The following is a 17,542-nucleotide window of genomic DNA, read 5'->3' as shown; positions in this document are numbered from 1 at the left end:
TAATCTAAAAATTAAATCAATGAAATTTTTAAACATGAAAGCTACTCGAATTATTGCTTTGTTGCTATCAATGGCGACGGTATTTCAGGCTTGTAAAGACGATACAGCTGAAGTTGTTCCTTTACCTACTATTTCAGTTTCAGGAACTTTGGCTGGTGTTCCAGGAGCAACAGTTCAATTAAAAGCTTCAATCAATGCTCCAGGTGGTGTTAAATCTGTAGTAGTATTGAAAAATGGTGCTGCTTTTGATACAAAAACAGGTACAGGTGAAAAAACACTTGATTATACAAAAGATTATGTAATTGATAACGTGTCTGCTGGTACGGTTGTAAACTTTACTGTTCAAGTAACAGACCAATCAAATCAAGTATCTGCTTTAACTACTATCCCTGTTACAGTTTCGGCAGTACCTGCTCCTACAGTTGTAATCGTTGAAGGTATCATTGAAGGTAACGTAACTTGGACTGCTGACAAAATCTACAAATTGAAGAGCTTTGTACGTGTAGGTCAGGAATCAGTTTTCGGAACAGTTACTAAAACTGGTACATTAACAATCCAACCGGGTACTATCGTTATCGGTGACCGTGCTACTAAAGGTACATTGGTTATTCAAAGAGGAAGTAAAATTATCGCTGAAGGTACTGCTGCTAAGCCTATCATCATGACATCTGAGCGTGCAGTTGGTGAGCGTGAGCCAGGTGACTGGGGTGGATTAGTTATCTGTGGTCGTGCAGTAAACAACTTGCCAGATGTACAAGCTAGCCGTGAACTTGAAGGTGCTTATGGTGCATTCCACGGAGGTACTGATAACGCTGATAACTCAGGTTCATTAAAATATGTACGTATTGAATATGCAGGTATTCCAATCAATCCAAATCAAGAAGTTAACTCATTCACATTTGGTTCAGTAGGTTCAGGTACTACATTAGAATATCTTCAAGCTTCATTTGGTTTGGATGATTCATTCGAATGGTTCGGTGGTAATGTAAATGCTAAATATTTAGTTGCTTACAAAGGTTTAGATGATGATTTTGATATGGACAACGGTTTCTCTGGAAACATTCAGTTCGGTATTTCTGTTCGTGGAGCAACTCAGGCAGATATCTCTGGTTCAAATGGATTTGAAGTTGATAACGATAGTAAAGGTTCAAGCAACACTCCTTATACAGCTGCTACATTGGCTAACATGAGTATCATCGGGCCAAAAGGAAGCTTGACTACTACTATCAGTTCACAATTCCAAAATGGTATGCAGTTACGTCGTAACAACAAATTGAAAGTTTATAATACAGTTGTTACAGGTTTCCCTTACGGTGTTTATATCGATAGCCAATTAGGTGATGCTAAAGGTAATGCTGAAAGAGGTGAGTTAGTACTTAACAACGTAGTATTAGCTGGATTAGAAGCTTGGGGAACAGGTGGTTTCGGTACGAGTGCAGTTTCTGAAAAAGAACAAGGTGGTGCTTTAGCTGATATCTTAATCGGTGGTCAGAAGCCTTCAGCTTGGTTTGCTGCTCAGACTGGTAACAAAATATTAGCTACTTCTTCAACTGTTGGTTTAAGCCCTTCTTTATTCTTAACTGGTCGTCCTACATTTACTTTAGCTACTGGTTCTAGTTTATTAGGTGTTAATCTACCAACTACTTTACCTGCATTCTTTGTTAAAACTGACTACGTTGGTGCATTCAAAGATACAGACTGGACAGCAGGCTGGACAGAATTTAACCCACAAGGTATTACTTACGTTAAATAAAAATACTTAGTACAATTCAATACTTCAGTCTGTATATTTTTTAAAATATCAGACTGAAGTTTATTAAGATTGCATCAACTACCAATATGAAAAACATACTTATCATTCTTTCTGTTTTTGTGTTGCTTTTTTCTTGTAACTCAAAAAAATATCAAGCGAGTGAATACTTTTCTAGTACCGAACAAGATACACTTTTAACAAACATCATTACTTATATCTACTTACCTGCACCGGGTGCTGATAATACCACAAAATTTGAAACACGTTTCAGAAGTTTCTATGTAAAAGCCTTACCTTTTTTTAAAATCCAAAATTATTATCAAACAGAAGATGGTTGGAATTACGTTTTTTTAATTCGTCCAGTATCATCTAGCCCAGTATTCAGACGAGGAGTATTGGCAAAATTCAAGTTGAAAGAAGGTTCATTAATGCCCGAATCTTTTGAAGAAATCATTAACACGCCTCATTTAACAGAAGAAATTGTGAAAGAGCGAGGAGGCTTTTTATTCAGAGAATTAATTAAAGATGGGAACGTAGATAAATACCTACCCATGAAACAATATATAGAATGGCCCGACGACCATTTGCAATACAACAAAGCTACTCATGAGTGGGTAACTGTCAAGCCTTACTAAGGTTTTCTCTCCGTTGAGAAACGGGGAGAAAGTCCGAAATGGATTTTCATATTGGTGTAATTATGCAAAAGCCGAAGCGTATCGCTTCGGCTTTTCTATTGTTTAGCCAAGGTATAATTATAAAGCTCTGCCACTCTAACGGTATGGAAAGGAGGAATTTCGTCTTCTAACCCTAATCGCCAATTGACACTGTTTAATAATTCTATGAAATAAGCGTTGTCAGCATATACCTTCCTTAAATTTCTTCTAGACAAAGCTATTAGCTCTCCGTCTGCTTCTTTACTAAAGTAATAAAGTTGTGTAGATATGTCGTTACTGATGTCTAAACGATAAATGTATATACCGTCGCTGTTTATTATTTCATAGGATTTATTCCCTACGAAACGCCAATCTTTATCACCTTTATGGTAACCAAAAGCATTTTTAAAATTGTAAATACTGCTAGTATCATTTTGTACTTTAACACTGCTATATCTTTCCTTAAAAATACCCGAGTTGGTTACACTAAGTTTATGACTTCCAAAGTCGCGAGCAGTTAGATAAATACCATCTTGTGCGGTGCTTTCCAGATAGCAGAAACAGCATAAAATACAGTATATCTTTTTCATTTTGTAATAGTTTTGTGCTATACAAAAATCAGATTTAGATATTAATACATGATTAATGGTATGTTAAATGAAAGTTATCATTATTAAGTTTTGTGGCTTATATTCTTAAAAATCAAATGAACACTAGAAAACATGATGGTATAAACTAAACTTTATGCTTTAATTTTGAGTTGCAATAAAACCAATAGCACCATAAAATCCGTAAATATTAAAACCATTAAAAAAATAGCGAATGAACCCCAATATTATTAAGATTCAATCAGCAATAGAGCCCATCCGTCAACAAATTACTTCACATTCAGTTTACAAACACATCCATGAATTAGAAGATTTACAGCTTTTTATGCAAAACCATGTTTTTGCAGTGTGGGATTTTATGTCTTTACTCAAAGGCCTACAACGCCATCTTACTTGCGTAGATATTCCTTGGGTTCCTGTGGGTAATGCAAGTACTCGTTTTTTAATCAATGAAATTGTGATTTGTGAAGAAAGCGACACTGATACCGAAGGTAATACGATGAGCCATTTTGAGCTTTATTTAAAAGCAATGGCACAGGCAGGGGCAAACACAGCACAAATCAATCAGTTCATTCAGTTAATCACTCAGAAAACACCAGTACTGGAAGCATTGGCAGCGGTAGAAGTATCTGAAAGCATTCTTCAGTTTGTAGCCTTTACGTTTGAAGTAATCAACACACAAAAGCCACACATCATGGCAGCCGTATTTACTTTTGGTCGTGAAGATTTAATCCCTGATATGTTCGTGTCGATGGTGAAAGACTTGAATCAAAGTATGCCTGAAAGGATTTCGATATTCAATTATTATTTAGAAAGACACATTGAAGTAGATGGCGACCATCACAGTCATTTGGCATTAAAAATGGTTGAAGAACTTTGTGGGGATGATGCCGAAAAATGGCAAGAAGCCGAAGCATATTCTCTAAAATCATTAGAAGTAAGAAACCAACTTTGGAATGGAGTAGAAGCAAAAGTTAAAGAGCTTGAAAATAGTCTGTAAAGGCTTGAATCGTATATAACAAAATAAAACCTCATCCGCAGCTGCAACTTTGGATGAGGTTTTTGTATTTATTCAGTTATACTTAATTTTGAGAGCGACTAATTTACTTAAGTAATGAATACAATTTAAGTAACGTTTTTTTTTGTTGTAAATAACTGATAATTAATGGTTTGTAATGATGTAGTGACGGCGGACTATTCACCAATCACTATTTACTAATCACTACTTATCCCACCATACCTTAGTCGTAAATAAGTCTGGACCTTGGCGTGTAATGGCGTCTTTGAAATTAGGATTGATTCCTAGTTCACTTAAAGGATAACGCAAACGACGTGGAATAACTCCTCCAGTTTCATTGCCTGCATAATTCACAGGCGTTAGTTGTGGATAACCAGTTCTTCTCCAGTCAGACCAAGCTTCAATATGGTTAAGCGTTGAAGCATGAAGTAAATAAAGTTCTGTATGGATAGCCTTTATTTTATCTTCTAAGCTACCACTTTCAGGATAAGTATTCAAGGCAGCATAAGCACTTACATCGCTTGCTGTAAGCGTACTTCCTACTACTGAAAGCTGATTGATGCCAGCACTTTGCCCGTCTACAAACGCTGTTTTTGCTGAACCAGTTGCCCAACCTCTTTCAATCGCCTCTGCTTTTAAGAGTTGAGCCTCCGCATAGGTCATATAAATCCAAGGAGCAGCTAGGCTCATTAAACTACTGCTTGGACGAGAATAATTATTAAGATTTTTCTCATCCAAAGTATTCAAGATAATAGCATCCGTAGCATTAGGTAAGCCTCTTTGGTTTTCGATGGTTCTATCACCACTTCTCAAACTTGAAATAACTGCTAAACGAGGGTCTTTACGAGCCTTCATAAGGTCGATAAAAGTTTTACCCCATTGTACACCCGCATTGTTCAAATTAGCAATGTTCTGACCACTTGGCCCAAGTACCCAAGAGTTAGGGTTCGAGTTAATCATCGCACCAGTATTATCAAATTTAAGGGCAATGGTTTCGCTGTTGTTAGCAATCAAACCACCATCTATCGCTTTTTTAACCCACGACTGTGCCGATGCGACATCTACTTTTTGCAATCTCATTGCCAAACGTAACATCAATGTATTGGCAGCACGTTTCCATTTATCCAAATCACCCGAATAAAGGTAGTCTGCTGTTTTAGGGATGTAAGATGTAGCATTAAATGCTTTGCCTGCTTCGTCCAATTCTTTCAGCATATCAAAATAGATGTCTTTCTGAGCATCGTATTTTGGAGAAAAATTGCCATCTAAAAATGCTTTTCCTGCTTCTGAATAGGGAATATCACCATAAAGGTCGGTTAGTCTGGCCATTTCCATTACTTTCAAGATTCTAGCCATCGACAATACGTTGACGTACTTAGTATCCTTTTTGGCAATATCAATTACATTGACCAAGCTTTTTACCGCATTGGGGTAAGAATAGTCAAAGAATGAGGTAAAGTTATTAGAGCCAGAGTTATAAAAACTCCCTCCATAGAACGTTACATCAATGGATGACATCTGTTGTACAAAGCAAGCAGCGAAACCAAAATTGATACGCCAAGCTTTGCTAGAGGCATCGCTAGAACCAGCAATAAATAATTCTGATTCTCCTAATAAATAATCAATGGGTACGGTTGATGGCGTATTAGGGTTGACATTAATTACTTCAAAATCTTTCGTACAAGCTCCCATTGATAAGATGAGAGAAGCGAATATTGTTATTTTTTTTAACATAATTGTATATTATATTAATTGAATTTTAGCTAAAAAGAATGATACTGTTGATTAAAACTTCAAGTTTAAATTCATCCCAAACGACCTTGTTGAAGGTGTTCCAGCAAACTCTAATCCTTGGGCATTCCCGTTGTTATAAGTAGACTCTGGGTCAATGATTGGCGTTTTCTTCATCAAGATTGCTAAGTTTCTACCCACGATAGAAATCGATGCTCCTTTGAATGGCAACTTGTTTAGGTATTTGCTTGGGATACTATATTCCAATACAATTTGTCTTAACTTAATAAAGTCAGATTGATAAACAAATGGTGTAGCAATACTACTATACAATCCGCTGTAATAGGCCTGTGCTTGTGCTTTTACCGTATTGGGTTCACCCGATTGCGTAACGCCGACACCCACTAAGCCACCTTCGCGACCTTGCAAGGTTTCTTTGGCTAAACCAAAACGATAAGCCAAGGCACTTGTACCAGAATAAATGTAGCCACCGAACTTGCCGTCAAACAAAACACTTAGCGTAATACCTTTGAAAGAGAAAGAGTTGTTTAAACCTAACGTATATGGCGAAACCCCTGTGCCAAAGTTTTTCAAGTCGCCTTGCATTGGATAGCCTTGTGCATTGTAAACGATGTTACCGCTAGCATCTCTTTTGAAATCATATCCTTGAATTTGGCTATAAGGCAAACCAATCGTTTGTTGAACAAAAGTAGCACCCGGTCTCGACTGGTCAACACGTAATGTATTTAAGTTGCCGTATAAGCTCAACACCTCACTTTTGTTGTACCCCATATTGAAAGACGCATCCCACGAGAAGTCTTTAGACTTAGCAATAGCCACTCCTAGCAATAATTCAATACCGCTGTTTTGAATAGCACCAACGTTGAATAAAGCACTGTTGTAACCCGAAGCACCAGAGATAGTAGCCGCTACGATATCATTTGTCGTTTTTCTGTTATAAACGGCTAAATCAATATTGACTTTATTTCTGAATAATTTTGCTTCAAGTCCTAATTCAGATGCCGTTGATGTCAAGGGCTGTAAGTTTGAATTAGGTACGCGGTTTGAACTCACTTGTGCTATCGGAGAACCCAAATGAGCACCATTCAAAGCATAGTATAATGTTAAATTATAAGGGTCGGTATCACCACCAGCCTGTGCCCATGAACTTCTGAATTTTAGGTAATTGATTGCTTCTGGCATCATGATAGCTTCAGATACTACAAAGCTTAAACCAACAGAAGGGTACAAAATGCTGTTTCTGCCCGGTGCAAGGGTAGAGAACCAATCGTTTCGAGCCGTTGCTGTTAAATACAAGAAGTTATTGTACGAGAATTCAGCTGAACCATATACTGAGTTAATTCTTTTTTCGATATATGCTTCTGATAAAGTCCTTGCAGAAGGATCAATATTTGAAATATCATAAAAGAACGGAATGTTAAAGCTATTAGAGGCACTGAATTCTGTTACTCTCGTAACTTGTCTCATTTGGTTGCCACCCACTAATCCATTCACACTGAATTTCTCTCCAAATTTCTTGTTAAAACCTATCAACAACTCTGTGTTAGTTTCAGTGAAATTACGGGTTGATACACTGTAGTTTCCTCTGAGGGCATAGCCCGTACCATAAGGTTCGATGTTTTTGTAGTAATAATTGAAATTATCAAAACCTAAACGTCCTTTTACATATAGCCATTCGTTAATAGTATATTTAGGTTCAAAAGAAGTGATGATTCTCTTTTTCTCATCATCTTGTTGAAACTGTTCTGTCGCAAAATATGGGTTTTGGGTAAATTGGTTATCAGACCATACTTTTTCGTTACCACTAGCATCCACCACAGCATTTCTTAATACATCCACGCCCAAAGAAGTAGGTAACACATACATCGTAAAGTTGGCGTTTCCTGGTGAATCGTTTACTCTTGGTCTGTTATGGTTTTTTTCAATGATGTACTTTGCATTGGCTACGAATGAGATGTTTTTACCCAAGTTGCCATTAAGGTTCAAGGCAAAGTTGTTTCTACGTAATGTGTTGCTAGGCAAAACTCCTTTGTTGTTTAAATCATTCATCGAGAAACGATACGTGACTTTTTCAGTAGCACCTGTCAGAGCGATAGAGTTTGTTAAAGTTGTTCCTATCTGATAGAACTTCTTTAAATTATCTTTAACTGCCACATAAGGTCTTTCTATACCATCATAAAACATCGCATTGCTTCCGTCCAGTTTTCCTCCCCAGCTATTTCTTGTAGCAGTCTGGGCAACTGTAGTTGGTTTTACGCCATTACTTCCTAAACCATATTCATATTGGTAATCATCATAAGATTTGATTAATAAATCCTCCGCAACAAAATTGCTGTTTATTTCTAACCCAATGCCTTTTTCTGCTTTTCCTCCTTTGGTTGTTACCAAAATAACCCCATTTGATGCTCTTGAACCATACAAAGCCGCCGCAGTAGCCCCTTTCAACACACTGATATTTTCGATTTCATCAGGGTTTAAGCTCGAAATACCATCGCCTCTGTCAGCCCCAGTCCAGTTTCCATCACGGTTTGCACCAATGTTTACTGAACCCAAGTTATCATTATTGATAGGAATACCATCTACAATAATCAAAGGTTGGTTGTTCCCAGAAATAGAACCATTTCCACGAATTACAATTCTGCTTGAGCCACTTGGTCCTGTGGCAGTTCCCGAAATATTCAAACCTGCTACTTTACCAGCTAACGTATTAGCAATATTAGTAGAACGTGCCTTTGTTAATTCCTCTCCCTTTATTTCAGAAACTGCATAACCCAAAGATTTTTTCTCTTTTTTGATACCTAGTGCCGTAACCACTACTTCTTCTAAAGCCTGATTCTCAGGAATCATTTGTACGTTGATTAACGATTTTTGAAGCACGGTAACTTCTTGTTTCTTGAAGCCAATAAAGCTAAAAACAAGCACTGAATTAGATGACTCTACCTCAATTTTATAAATCCCTTTTTCATCTGTCAAAGTCCCTTTTGAAGTCCCTTTGATTAAGATGCTTACACCCGCCAACGAAATACCTTTGTCATCTACCACCGTTCCTGAGATAATATTTTCGGCAACAACTTCAGCACTAACTTCTTCGGGTTTGGTTAATTCTTGTGCTTTGCTTTCAATCGAAACGCTCGTTTTGTTGGCTGTGGAGGGTAAAATTACATAAGAGTTTTTCTTGATTTTTTTAAAACGCAAACCCGTTGGCTGTAATACAGATTCTATGTTTTGTTCAACAGTATTCTTATTATCAATCAATGTTCTCTGTACTTCGTGGTTGGCTACCAACCCTTCCTCAAACAAGATATCAGCTTTGTAAATTTCTTTTAATTTCAATAAAGCCTCTCTTAATTTAATAGTATTTGAAGTGTTTTCTTTTTCAGTAAATTTAGATTTACTTTTCTGATTGGAATATGCCAATAGTTGTGAAAAAACCAATGAGGGAAAAATACTCAGGGCGATGCCACAACAAAGCATTCTAAGTAAAGCTTTGTTTCTCATATTGAATTCGGATTGTTTAGTGAATTTTTACGGGTTGATTATGACTAGTTTTACTCGAGTACTACTTAATTAGTAAAAGAAATGATATAAGAATTCTCTTCTTTCACTACGCTGAATTCTAGCATTTCGGCTAATACATTGACTAATTCTTCGGCATTTTCTGCCTTGAAAGCACCAGTAATGGTTCTATTGGCTAATTCAGGTGTTTGAATCTTAATGTCAACGCCAAAGTTTTCTTTGATTAAACTGGCGATTTCTTTCATAGGGGTATTATCAAAGACAAAGCGGTGGTCTTTCCAAGAGAGCTGAGTATTAAGCTTTTCTTTATTCAATACTTGTAGGTGCAATTCTCCTTTTTTAGAAATATTCACCATGTCGCCAGGCTTCATCGTAATAATTTCCTTTTTATTAGCAGAACTCAAAATTACTTTTCCTTTATTCAACACCACCTTTGTGCCTCGTTGTCTGGCATATACTACAAACTCAGTTCCTAACACCGTAATCTGATGTTTGTCTGGGGTATTGACAATAAACTTCATGTGGTCTAGGGTATGCTTAACTGAAAATTCTGCTTCCCCTGCCAATAGTACTTCTCTGGTTTTTATACCAAATCCCCATCTTGGAACAGATAATTGTGAGTTGGCATTTAGCGTTACTTCACTGCCATCTGATAAATGTATATTTCTTATTTCGCCAAAGTCAGTGGTGTAAGATTGATACATAATATCATGTTTTAAGAAGAAAGCCGTAGTACCAAAAACCAAAAAAACAGCGGCTGCTATCCACCATAAATTTAGTTTGGTACTTTGGGGAACAGGATTGATAATAGTAGCGTCATTTACTGGTAAAACGTTATTCTCTATACGCGCTAAGTTTTTTAAAAGCGCTATTTCAACATCAGGTAAGAACTGCGGACAGGTTCTTTCCCATTCATCGAGCCATTCAAAATACTGCTCAATATTCTTCGGTTCTTGCAACCAATCTTCAATTAATTTTTTATGTAAAGGCGAGGCGTTACCAGCGAAATAATTAAAAATCATTTCTTTGTATAGATTCATGTTGTTGATATATTTAAAAGAAAAACTATCACTTACTGTAATACATGATGATTGAAAATATCAAAAGGGAAACCAATCCATAATTTTTTAATCCCTTTCGTAACTCGGCTAATGCTTTACTTACGTGTGCTTCAACGGCTTTCTGACTAACGCCTAATTCGGTGGCAATTTCATTGTATTTTTTACCTTCAAATCTGCTCAATAAAAACACTTTTCGGCATTGCGGAGGAAGTGTGCCGATTACTCGTTCTACTTGCATATATAACTCGTCATATTCAAGTACTTTGTCAGGTTGGGGCAGGTGAGATGCACCATTCCAGTCAACAATATCATCGGTATTGTTGTTATTATACTCGCTTTTGAGGTAAGTAAAACTTCTGTTACGAACCATCGTATATAAATATGCCCTTAGCGAAGTATCAATCTGCTTATAAAGAGCCTTGTGCCAAAAATTATAAAATACCTCAGCTACGATATCCTCGGCCACCTCCTTTGAATAAACATACCTGATGGCATGGCTACACAACGGAGCGTAGTATTTTCTGAACAACATCTCATAACCTTTCCGAGGCTCTTCTTCCAGAATTTTTTTAATGAAAAGCTCGTTATCGATTACTTTCTGTGAAGAATCGATAAAATTATGGTTAACAGATGTTGTATCTAACAGATTCTTATTAAAATCCTTCGAATTATCTTCTATTGGTAAATTCACGGGCAAACTTTATAGTTAGTTGCACTTTCAATTAGATAGACTTTAATTTTTCATTTTACCCTACCTTGTTTTTAAAGTTTTTTTAAAATAAAATATAAGTATAGTTCAATATTGTGCTAAAGGGTATCAAAATCGTAGTATTTTTTCTGTAAATATCACTTTATTAGGGGGTTAATACAATGTTTTTTTCACAGAGAGATTACCATAAAAAAACCTCTAACATCAAGTAGATGTTAGAGGTTTTTATGATTAAACATGTTAAGGCTAATGCTTAATGAAACAATCACTTCATTTTATAAGCAGGATGATTTTTTACGTATTCATCAAACGAAAATTTACCAGAACCAATTAACCAAAAAAGACATAGAAGGAATAACACAACGATTGATAACCAAAATTCAGAATTGACGAAAGTAAAGCCGTTACTGATATTGGTAAAAAACACTGCTACAAACAAAATGGGTACTTGGAAAGCCGCCGCCAGTCTGGTAAGGCATCCTAACGCAATCATCAAACCTCCTGCCAGATGGGCAAAGGCCACATAATGCACCGCTACGAAAGTCCAAGCATTAAAATGCAGTCCTTCAACAAGCGTTGATAAATAGGAAGTATCGCCAATAAAGCTCATTCCTTTAAATAATAGTAACAACCCCAACGCAATCCGAATAATGTCAAGCCATGCTGGGTGATGTCTATCACCCCAATTTTCTATGCTTTCAATTGTAGTCATATTGATAATTGTTTAGTTTATTGAATTTATAATAAAAATATAACATTGTCAATATTAGATAGAATTATTTTGTGCAATAGCTAAAAAATATAAATTGGTAAGTTAGCTGACAATTGGTGGCGAGAAGAAAAACGAAATTTGTGATGTAATTAAACAAAAAAGACGATGAAATTTCTAGTTATTCTATTCAGTATCATTAGTTTAAATCTTTTTTCGCAAGACATGGCTACTCGAAAAAAACATTATTTAACAGACAAAGGTTTAGCCGTTAGTGGCTTCGACCCAGTCAGTTATTTTCAAGGAAAACCAGTGGAAGGGAAAAAGGAGTTTTCCTACAATCAGGAAGGAGTTATCTATCATTTTACGAGTGCTAGTAATTTGGAAAACTTCAAAAAGAGTCCTTCAAAATACGAACCCCAGTACGGCGGATGGTGTGCTTATGCAATGGGAAGTAAGGGTGAAAAAGTAACAATTGACCCAGAAACCTACAAAATTGTCAATGGCAAATTATACCTGTTTTATCATACTTTTTTTGCCAATACCCTACCAGATTGGAACAAAGATGAGGCTAACTTAAAAGCAAAAGCAGATAGTAATTGGGAAAAAATACTCAAAAAATAAAAACATGACTAGTCAAAAAAAATATATCAGTTGGAAAGCCCAAATCATTGCAGCAGTGATTTTAGCCCAAACGCTTTTCTTCAAATTCACAGGGGCGCCTGAAAGTGTACATCTTTTTACTAAATTAGGCGTAGAACCTTTTGGGCGCTATGGCGCGGGCGTGACAGAATTAATAACAGTCATCCTATTATTAATTCCTAAAAAAGCATGGATAGGTGCTTGGTTAGGAATGGGAATAATGCTTGGTGCTATTCTGGCTCATCTTACTTTATTGGGCATAGAAAGCGACGGAGATGGAGGATATTTGTTTATCTTAGCATTAGTTACCTTATTTTGTTGTGCGATAGTAGCATATATACGTAAGGGTGACTTTTTTGCCTTTTTTTATACACTAACTTAATTAATCAGTATGCAAGAGGAAGCAAAATATTGGTATCTCCACGACCATCAGTTGTTCTCGGTATTAAGTAGAGAAGAGAACCGTGCCTTGTGTTTGATTCCAAATTTTAAGACGGTTAAGAAAAACGAAATCATCTATTTTTCACATGATGACGAACAGCGACTTTATACTATCAAGAGCGGTACGCTTAAAATCATTTCGGTAGATGCTGAAGGGAACGAAACGGTAAAAGAAATTTTAAGATCAGGAGATTTATTTGGGCAATATACTTTTGATGAAGTAGATGAAAATGAAGATGAATATGCCGTAGCAGTTTCGGAGAAAGTAGTAATATGTAGTTTTAAACTAAATGATTTTGAAAATATTGTTAGGAACAATCCACAATTGGCTATTCGTTATACCAAATTGGTAGGTTTTAAACTCAAACGCATTACGAATAATTATACGAATCTAATGTTTAAAGATGTGCGGACAAGATTTGTCTTATTTTTAAAAGATTGGGTCACGAAAGAAGGCAATGGACAAACCAAGGATATTATCGTAAAGAATTATCTTACCCACAGCGACATAGCAGGCTTAATTTGTAGTACCCGTCAAACCGTAACAATGCTATTTAATGAATTAAAGAATGCAGGGTTAATAGACTATACGCGTAGTGAAATTATTGTAAAGGATGTTCATCGCTTAGTTTAAAGATAGATGAATAAGTCGGCTCGTTCGCAATACAATGTTTTATAAAAATTGACTGACAAAGCATTAGTATTTTAAGGTGCTAAAATTATCTTTGTAGCTTAACCAAAAATAATACAAAAAATGTCAAGACAAAATATCCTTACAGGTTCACCTTGGGAAGATAAAATGGGCTATTGCCGTGCCGTAAGAATCGGAAATATTATTGAAGTATCAGGAACGGTGGCCATCGTTGATGGCGAAAATGTAAAGGCTGACGACGCTTATGCACAAACCAATAACATCATTGAAAGAATTGCTAAAGTATTAGAAGAAGCAGGGGCGAGTTTGAGTGATGTAGTAAGAACAAGAATTTTTACTACAGACATTACTCAGTTTGATAATATCGCGAAAGCACACGGAGCCTATTTCAAAGACATTAAACCTACGACAGGCATTTATGAAATCAGTAAATTGGTTTCGCCAGATTACTTAGTAGAAATAGAATTTACGGCGATTGCACAGTAAAATATCAGAAGATTTAGCCATAAAAAAAGCCTCGATGAAAATCGGGGCTTTTTGCTTTTTTGATGCGTATGATAGTAAAACGCTGAACGTTTATGAAAAGTTTTACGTTTGAAAAATAGTTGAATTATTTTTCATTAAAATTTATGAAACAACAAACTATTTATGAAGTAGCCGTAATCCCGATTGGTTCGTTGAATGCTATTAGGGAAAAAGAGACTGTTTTAAGCTATTTCTCGAACCTCAGTAAGTGTTTAGACCAAGTGATATCATCACTAGTGATTAATGGTTGGGAAAGTAAAATAAATTATACGGCTGTATATAGAAGCTTGAAAGAGAAAGGGAAATACACTACAGAGTTTAGAATAGCCAACAATAAGGTTTTTAAAATAGTAATTACGCCCAGAACCATAAATCCATCTTTGACGATGTTGGGGATAGAGGAGAAACCTTAGGTAATTTAGTGATTGAGTGATTTTTTAGTTGTGAGTTAGTGAATTGTGAGTTAGTGATTTTGGTATGGAAAAATAATACTCACTCAATCACTAACTCACTCATTCACCATTAGAAAAACTCACTCATTCACAATTAAATATTATACGGGTTTTCGGCTTTTATTTGCATGAAATTTTCTGGTTTGTCTAGTGCTTTAAAACCATATTGTGCATAAAGGCCTTGGGCATCCAAAGTAGCCAATATCCATCTGCGTAGTCCTTGCAAATCAGGATGTTTCAACACAGTTTCAATCAAGAACTTAGAAAGTCCATTACCACGGTATGTTTCCAATACAAAAACATCGGCTAGGTAAGCAAAAGTAGCCAAATCACTAGTGATTCTACAAAACCCTACTTGCACCAATTGATTTTCTGTTTGATGATAAATACCAAAAGCCATTGAATGGTCGATAGAACGTTGAACGATTTCAATAGGAATACCTTTAGCCCAATACGAGTGGTTGCTCAGGTAGTCATGAATGACATTGATTTGCAATTTTGATTTATCCGTAGAAATCAAAAAGTTATCCTTTTGTACTTCAAACATGATTAGAAAATGCTAAAATTAGTTTTCAAAATTTAAACTAGCCTCTTTTTGTAACAAAGCTTTGTCAATCGGCACAACGCCTAATGATTCGCAGACTAATCCACCACCTAAATTAGACAAACCTGCTACTAGCTGTGGCGTTAATCCCAACGCTATACAACAAGCCGCAATGGAAATAACGGTATCGCCCGCTCCAGAAACATCGGCAATTTTACGAAAATAGGCAGGATAATGTTTCTTCTCGTCTTCAAAATCAATATAAACACCCCTTTCAGAAAGTGTGATAAACGCACCTTTTAACTGCAAAGTATCCTTTAGTTTACTCACCGCATTTTCTAGCTCTTCGGTTTTCTTTACATCAAAAGTAATGTCTAAACCCTCGCGTAATTCTTTTAGATTGGGCTTAAAAAGAGTCGCTTGTTGATAATGAAGAAAATTACGTTTTTTAGGGTCGACTACGGTAGGAATATTATGACTATTGGCAAAATCAATGATGTCGGCAATGAGCCCTTTAGATAAGACACCCTTGTCGTAATCTTCAAAGATGATTACGTCGGCACCTTTAGCCAATTCTTTTATTTTCTCAGTGAGTAATTCGTTCTCGGTATCATTAATCAAAGCATCCGTTTCGGTATCAATGCGCACAATTTGTTGCGAGCCTGCAATGATTCTTTCTTTGACAGTAGTAATTCTGGTATCAGATTGAATAATCCCTTCTGTTGATAAACCTCGTTCTTGCAAAAGGTTGATTAAATCATTTCCATAAGTATCATTGCCAACTACCGAGCAAATAATTGCTTCAGCACCCAGACTTTGTACATTCATTACTACATTGCCAGCACCACCTAAGCGAACTTCACGATTGAGTACATTTACTACTGGTACTGGAGCTTCTGGCGAAATACGTTCTACTTTTCCCCATGTGTAAGAATCAAGCATTACGTCGCCAATAATAAGAACTTTTAATTGATTAAATTGATTGAATATCTCAGAGATTGTCATAATAACAAGGAAATAGATTCTAGTTGTACGGGTAAAAGAAAAGAAGTTTCTTGCCTACAAAATTAGGGCATTTTTGATAGAATCAAACGGAAAAGGATTTTTCGGTTTATCCACCAATCGTGGTCATTGATTCTGTGATGATACTTTTGCGATTGCGTTCGGCCTCAAAACCATCTTTAGGGCGATTGCTAAAAACATGGATAAAAGTATCTTTGAGTTCTGTGTCAGAAATACCATTTCTTAGTAAATCTCTGATATTCAGTACACCATCATCGTAAAGACAAGTTTTCAACTCGCCCGTAGCGGTTAAACGAATGCGGTTGCAAGTGCCACAGAAGGTACGTGAAAAGGCCGCAATAATTCCGATATTACCTTGATGATTCGGAATTTGATAATTGTATGAGGTTGAGTTGGGAGCATCAACCAATTTTTGTAAATCAGGATATTCGCTTCTGATTTCTTGTAAGATACGGGTAGCATTCCAATGAAGTTTGGGATAGTGGGCACCCTCGCCATTAAAAGGCATTTCTTCAATGAAACGAATTGAAACCTTATTATCTTTCGTCAATGCTGTTAATGGAATAATGTCTTGGGTATTTTGCCCGTCCATTACTACAGCATTTACTTTTACTTCAAAACCAGCATCTAATAATTGAAAAAGCGTTTCATATACTTTGTCGAATTCATCTCTGCGGGCAATTTCAAAAAAACGTTTTTTATCTAAAGTATCCAAACTCAAATTGATAGAACGAATGCCTATTTCTTTCATTTGGCGAATGTATTGTCCCGTAAGAATACCATTCGTAGTAATGTTAAGCTCAGTAATGCCTTCAATTTCAGAAAGCATATACATGAAATCAATCATATTATGGCGAACAAAAGGTTCGCCCCCTGTGATGCGTACTTTCGAAACACCTAATTCAGACAATACAGAAACGGTTCGATGCATTTCTTCATAAGTCATCAATTTTGATTTATGAAGGTACTTCACGCCCACTTCAGGCATACAGTAAAAGCAACGCAAATTACAACGGTCAGTCACAGCCAAACGCAAATACGTAATTGGTCGACCATGATTATCGTAAATCAAGGTTTGGTTAGGTTGCTTTTTGTTTTGAGTGATCATTCCGTAAATTCGTCTCTTTGTTGAACAAATTTAAGTAAATAACCTTAGCGAATATAAAAACATTCAATTGTTATCGTATAAAAGGTAATATTTAGCCAATAATATGAAGTACAGTATAAATCTTTTCGGTATTACTAAAGAAATAATTGGTAGTACATTGATTGAAATAGAAATGCAGGAGTCTGTTAATGTAGCGCAACTGCTAGAAAAGCTAAAAGACGATTATCCAAAGCTGAGGGCGATAAAATCGCTATTGGTGGCAGTAAACAGCGAGTATGCAGAGCAGGATTTGACCTTGAATTTCAGAGACGAAATAGCATTGATTCCACCCGTAAGCGGAGGGTAATAAAATAGCCTTTGATTTTACAATTATATT

Annotated in this window: 18 protein-coding genes; 9 read left to right on the top strand and 9 right to left on the bottom strand. The window is 36.1% G+C overall.

Translation table 11 applies throughout. From position 1 onward, the window contains the following. Positions 1–19 precede the first annotated feature (19 nt). Both AC07N0_RS03035 and AC07N0_RS03030 read left to right on the top strand, forming a co-directional pair. Entirely contained in the window at positions 20–1,753 is a 1,734-nt protein-coding gene (locus AC07N0_RS03035; RefSeq protein ID WP_494588068.1) for a beta-helix domain-containing protein, read from the top strand. Positions 1,754–1,839: 86 nt separating this feature from the next. Next, positions 1,840–2,388, top strand: a complete 549-nt coding sequence (locus AC07N0_RS03030) for a hypothetical protein (RefSeq protein WP_494588067.1) — start codon at positions 1,840–1,842, stop codon at positions 2,386–2,388. A gap of 95 nt (positions 2,389–2,483) precedes the next feature. Here the strand turns inward: AC07N0_RS03030 and AC07N0_RS03025 are convergent, their stop codons facing one another. Continuing rightward, positions 2,484–2,996, bottom strand: coding sequence for a hypothetical protein (locus AC07N0_RS03025; protein ID WP_494588066.1), 513 nt, complete (start codon positions 2,994–2,996; stop codon positions 2,484–2,486). Between the two features lie 232 nt (positions 2,997–3,228). On the opposite strand from AC07N0_RS03025, the gene AC07N0_RS03020 reads away from it, so the two are divergent. Further along, entirely contained in the window at positions 3,229–4,014 is a 786-nt protein-coding gene (locus AC07N0_RS03020; RefSeq protein WP_494588065.1) for a DUF3050 domain-containing protein, read from the top strand. A 222-nt stretch (positions 4,015–4,236) separates the two neighbouring features. Here AC07N0_RS03020 and AC07N0_RS03015 read toward each other — a convergent pair whose 3' ends face one another. The 5 genes from AC07N0_RS03015 to AC07N0_RS02995 form a co-directional block, all read right to left on the bottom strand. Further along, positions 4,237–5,766: a SusD/RagB family nutrient-binding outer membrane lipoprotein gene (locus tag AC07N0_RS03015; protein ID WP_494588064.1), complete on the bottom strand. Its 1,530-nt coding sequence runs from the start codon at positions 5,764–5,766 to the stop codon at positions 4,237–4,239. A 51-nt stretch (positions 5,767–5,817) separates the two neighbouring features. Beyond that, the gene (locus AC07N0_RS03010) at positions 5,818–9,282 is read right to left on the bottom strand and encodes a SusC/RagA family TonB-linked outer membrane protein (RefSeq protein ID WP_494588063.1); all 3,465 of its coding nucleotides are present in this window, start codon (positions 9,280–9,282) and stop codon (positions 5,818–5,820) included. A 65-nt stretch (positions 9,283–9,347) separates the two neighbouring features. Next, positions 9,348–10,340 carry a FecR family protein gene (locus AC07N0_RS03005; protein ID WP_494588062.1) on the bottom strand — a complete coding sequence of 331 codons (993 nt, stop codon included), beginning with the start codon at positions 10,338–10,340 and terminating at the stop codon, positions 9,348–9,350. Between the two features lie 28 nt (positions 10,341–10,368). Next, positions 10,369–11,052, bottom strand: coding sequence for an RNA polymerase sigma-70 factor (locus AC07N0_RS03000; protein WP_492800758.1), 684 nt, complete (start codon positions 11,050–11,052; stop codon positions 10,369–10,371). A 283-nt stretch (positions 11,053–11,335) separates the two neighbouring features. Beyond that, a complete protein-coding gene (locus AC07N0_RS02995) occupies positions 11,336–11,782 on the bottom strand; it encodes a DoxX family protein (RefSeq protein WP_492800757.1) in 447 nt (148 codons plus the stop codon). A gap of 165 nt (positions 11,783–11,947) precedes the next feature. Between AC07N0_RS02995 and AC07N0_RS02990 the strand changes: the two genes are divergently transcribed. From AC07N0_RS02990 to AC07N0_RS02970, 5 genes are all read left to right on the top strand, one after another. Further along, positions 11,948–12,403, top strand: coding sequence for a YHS domain-containing (seleno)protein (locus AC07N0_RS02990; RefSeq protein WP_494588061.1), 456 nt, complete (start codon positions 11,948–11,950; stop codon positions 12,401–12,403). 4 nt (positions 12,404–12,407) lie between these two features. Continuing rightward, positions 12,408–12,803 carry a DoxX family protein gene (locus AC07N0_RS02985; RefSeq protein ID WP_494588060.1) on the top strand — a complete coding sequence of 132 codons (396 nt, stop codon included), beginning with the start codon at positions 12,408–12,410 and terminating at the stop codon, positions 12,801–12,803. A gap of 9 nt (positions 12,804–12,812) precedes the next feature. After that, a complete protein-coding gene (locus AC07N0_RS02980; RefSeq protein ID WP_492800754.1) occupies positions 12,813–13,496 on the top strand; it encodes a Crp/Fnr family transcriptional regulator in 684 nt (227 codons plus the stop codon). 120 nt (positions 13,497–13,616) lie between these two features. After that, positions 13,617–14,000: a RidA family protein gene (locus AC07N0_RS02975; RefSeq protein WP_494588059.1), complete on the top strand. Its 384-nt coding sequence runs from the start codon at positions 13,617–13,619 to the stop codon at positions 13,998–14,000. A 143-nt stretch (positions 14,001–14,143) separates the two neighbouring features. Continuing rightward, positions 14,144–14,452: a hypothetical protein gene (locus tag AC07N0_RS02970; RefSeq protein WP_494588058.1), complete on the top strand. Its 309-nt coding sequence runs from the start codon at positions 14,144–14,146 to the stop codon at positions 14,450–14,452. A gap of 133 nt (positions 14,453–14,585) precedes the next feature. On the opposite strand, the gene AC07N0_RS02965 is transcribed toward AC07N0_RS02970, so the two are convergent. The 3 genes from AC07N0_RS02965 to moaA form a co-directional block, all read right to left on the bottom strand. Next, positions 14,586–15,038: a GNAT family N-acetyltransferase gene (locus tag AC07N0_RS02965; RefSeq protein WP_492800752.1), complete on the bottom strand. Its 453-nt coding sequence runs from the start codon at positions 15,036–15,038 to the stop codon at positions 14,586–14,588. An 18-nt stretch (positions 15,039–15,056) separates the two neighbouring features. Then, positions 15,057–16,040, bottom strand: a complete 984-nt coding sequence (locus AC07N0_RS02960) for a bifunctional heptose 7-phosphate kinase/heptose 1-phosphate adenyltransferase (RefSeq protein ID WP_494588057.1) — start codon at positions 16,038–16,040, stop codon at positions 15,057–15,059. 106 nt (positions 16,041–16,146) lie between these two features. Further along, complete coding sequence (gene moaA, locus AC07N0_RS02955) at positions 16,147–17,130, bottom strand: GTP 3',8-cyclase MoaA (RefSeq protein ID WP_494588398.1); 984 nt, start codon at positions 17,128–17,130, stop codon at positions 16,147–16,149. A 139-nt stretch (positions 17,131–17,269) separates the two neighbouring features. Between moaA and AC07N0_RS02950 the strand changes: the two genes are divergently transcribed. Continuing rightward, the gene (locus AC07N0_RS02950; RefSeq protein ID WP_494588056.1) at positions 17,270–17,512 is read left to right on the top strand and encodes a MoaD/ThiS family protein; all 243 of its coding nucleotides are present in this window, start codon (positions 17,270–17,272) and stop codon (positions 17,510–17,512) included. Positions 17,513–17,542 lie beyond the last annotated feature (30 nt).

It is taken from the genome of Arcicella sp. GW821-FHT09D11 (genome assembly GCF_059416265.1).
Note: the sequence above shows the minus strand (reverse complement) of the source record. Positions and strands in the feature narration are given on the sequence as shown.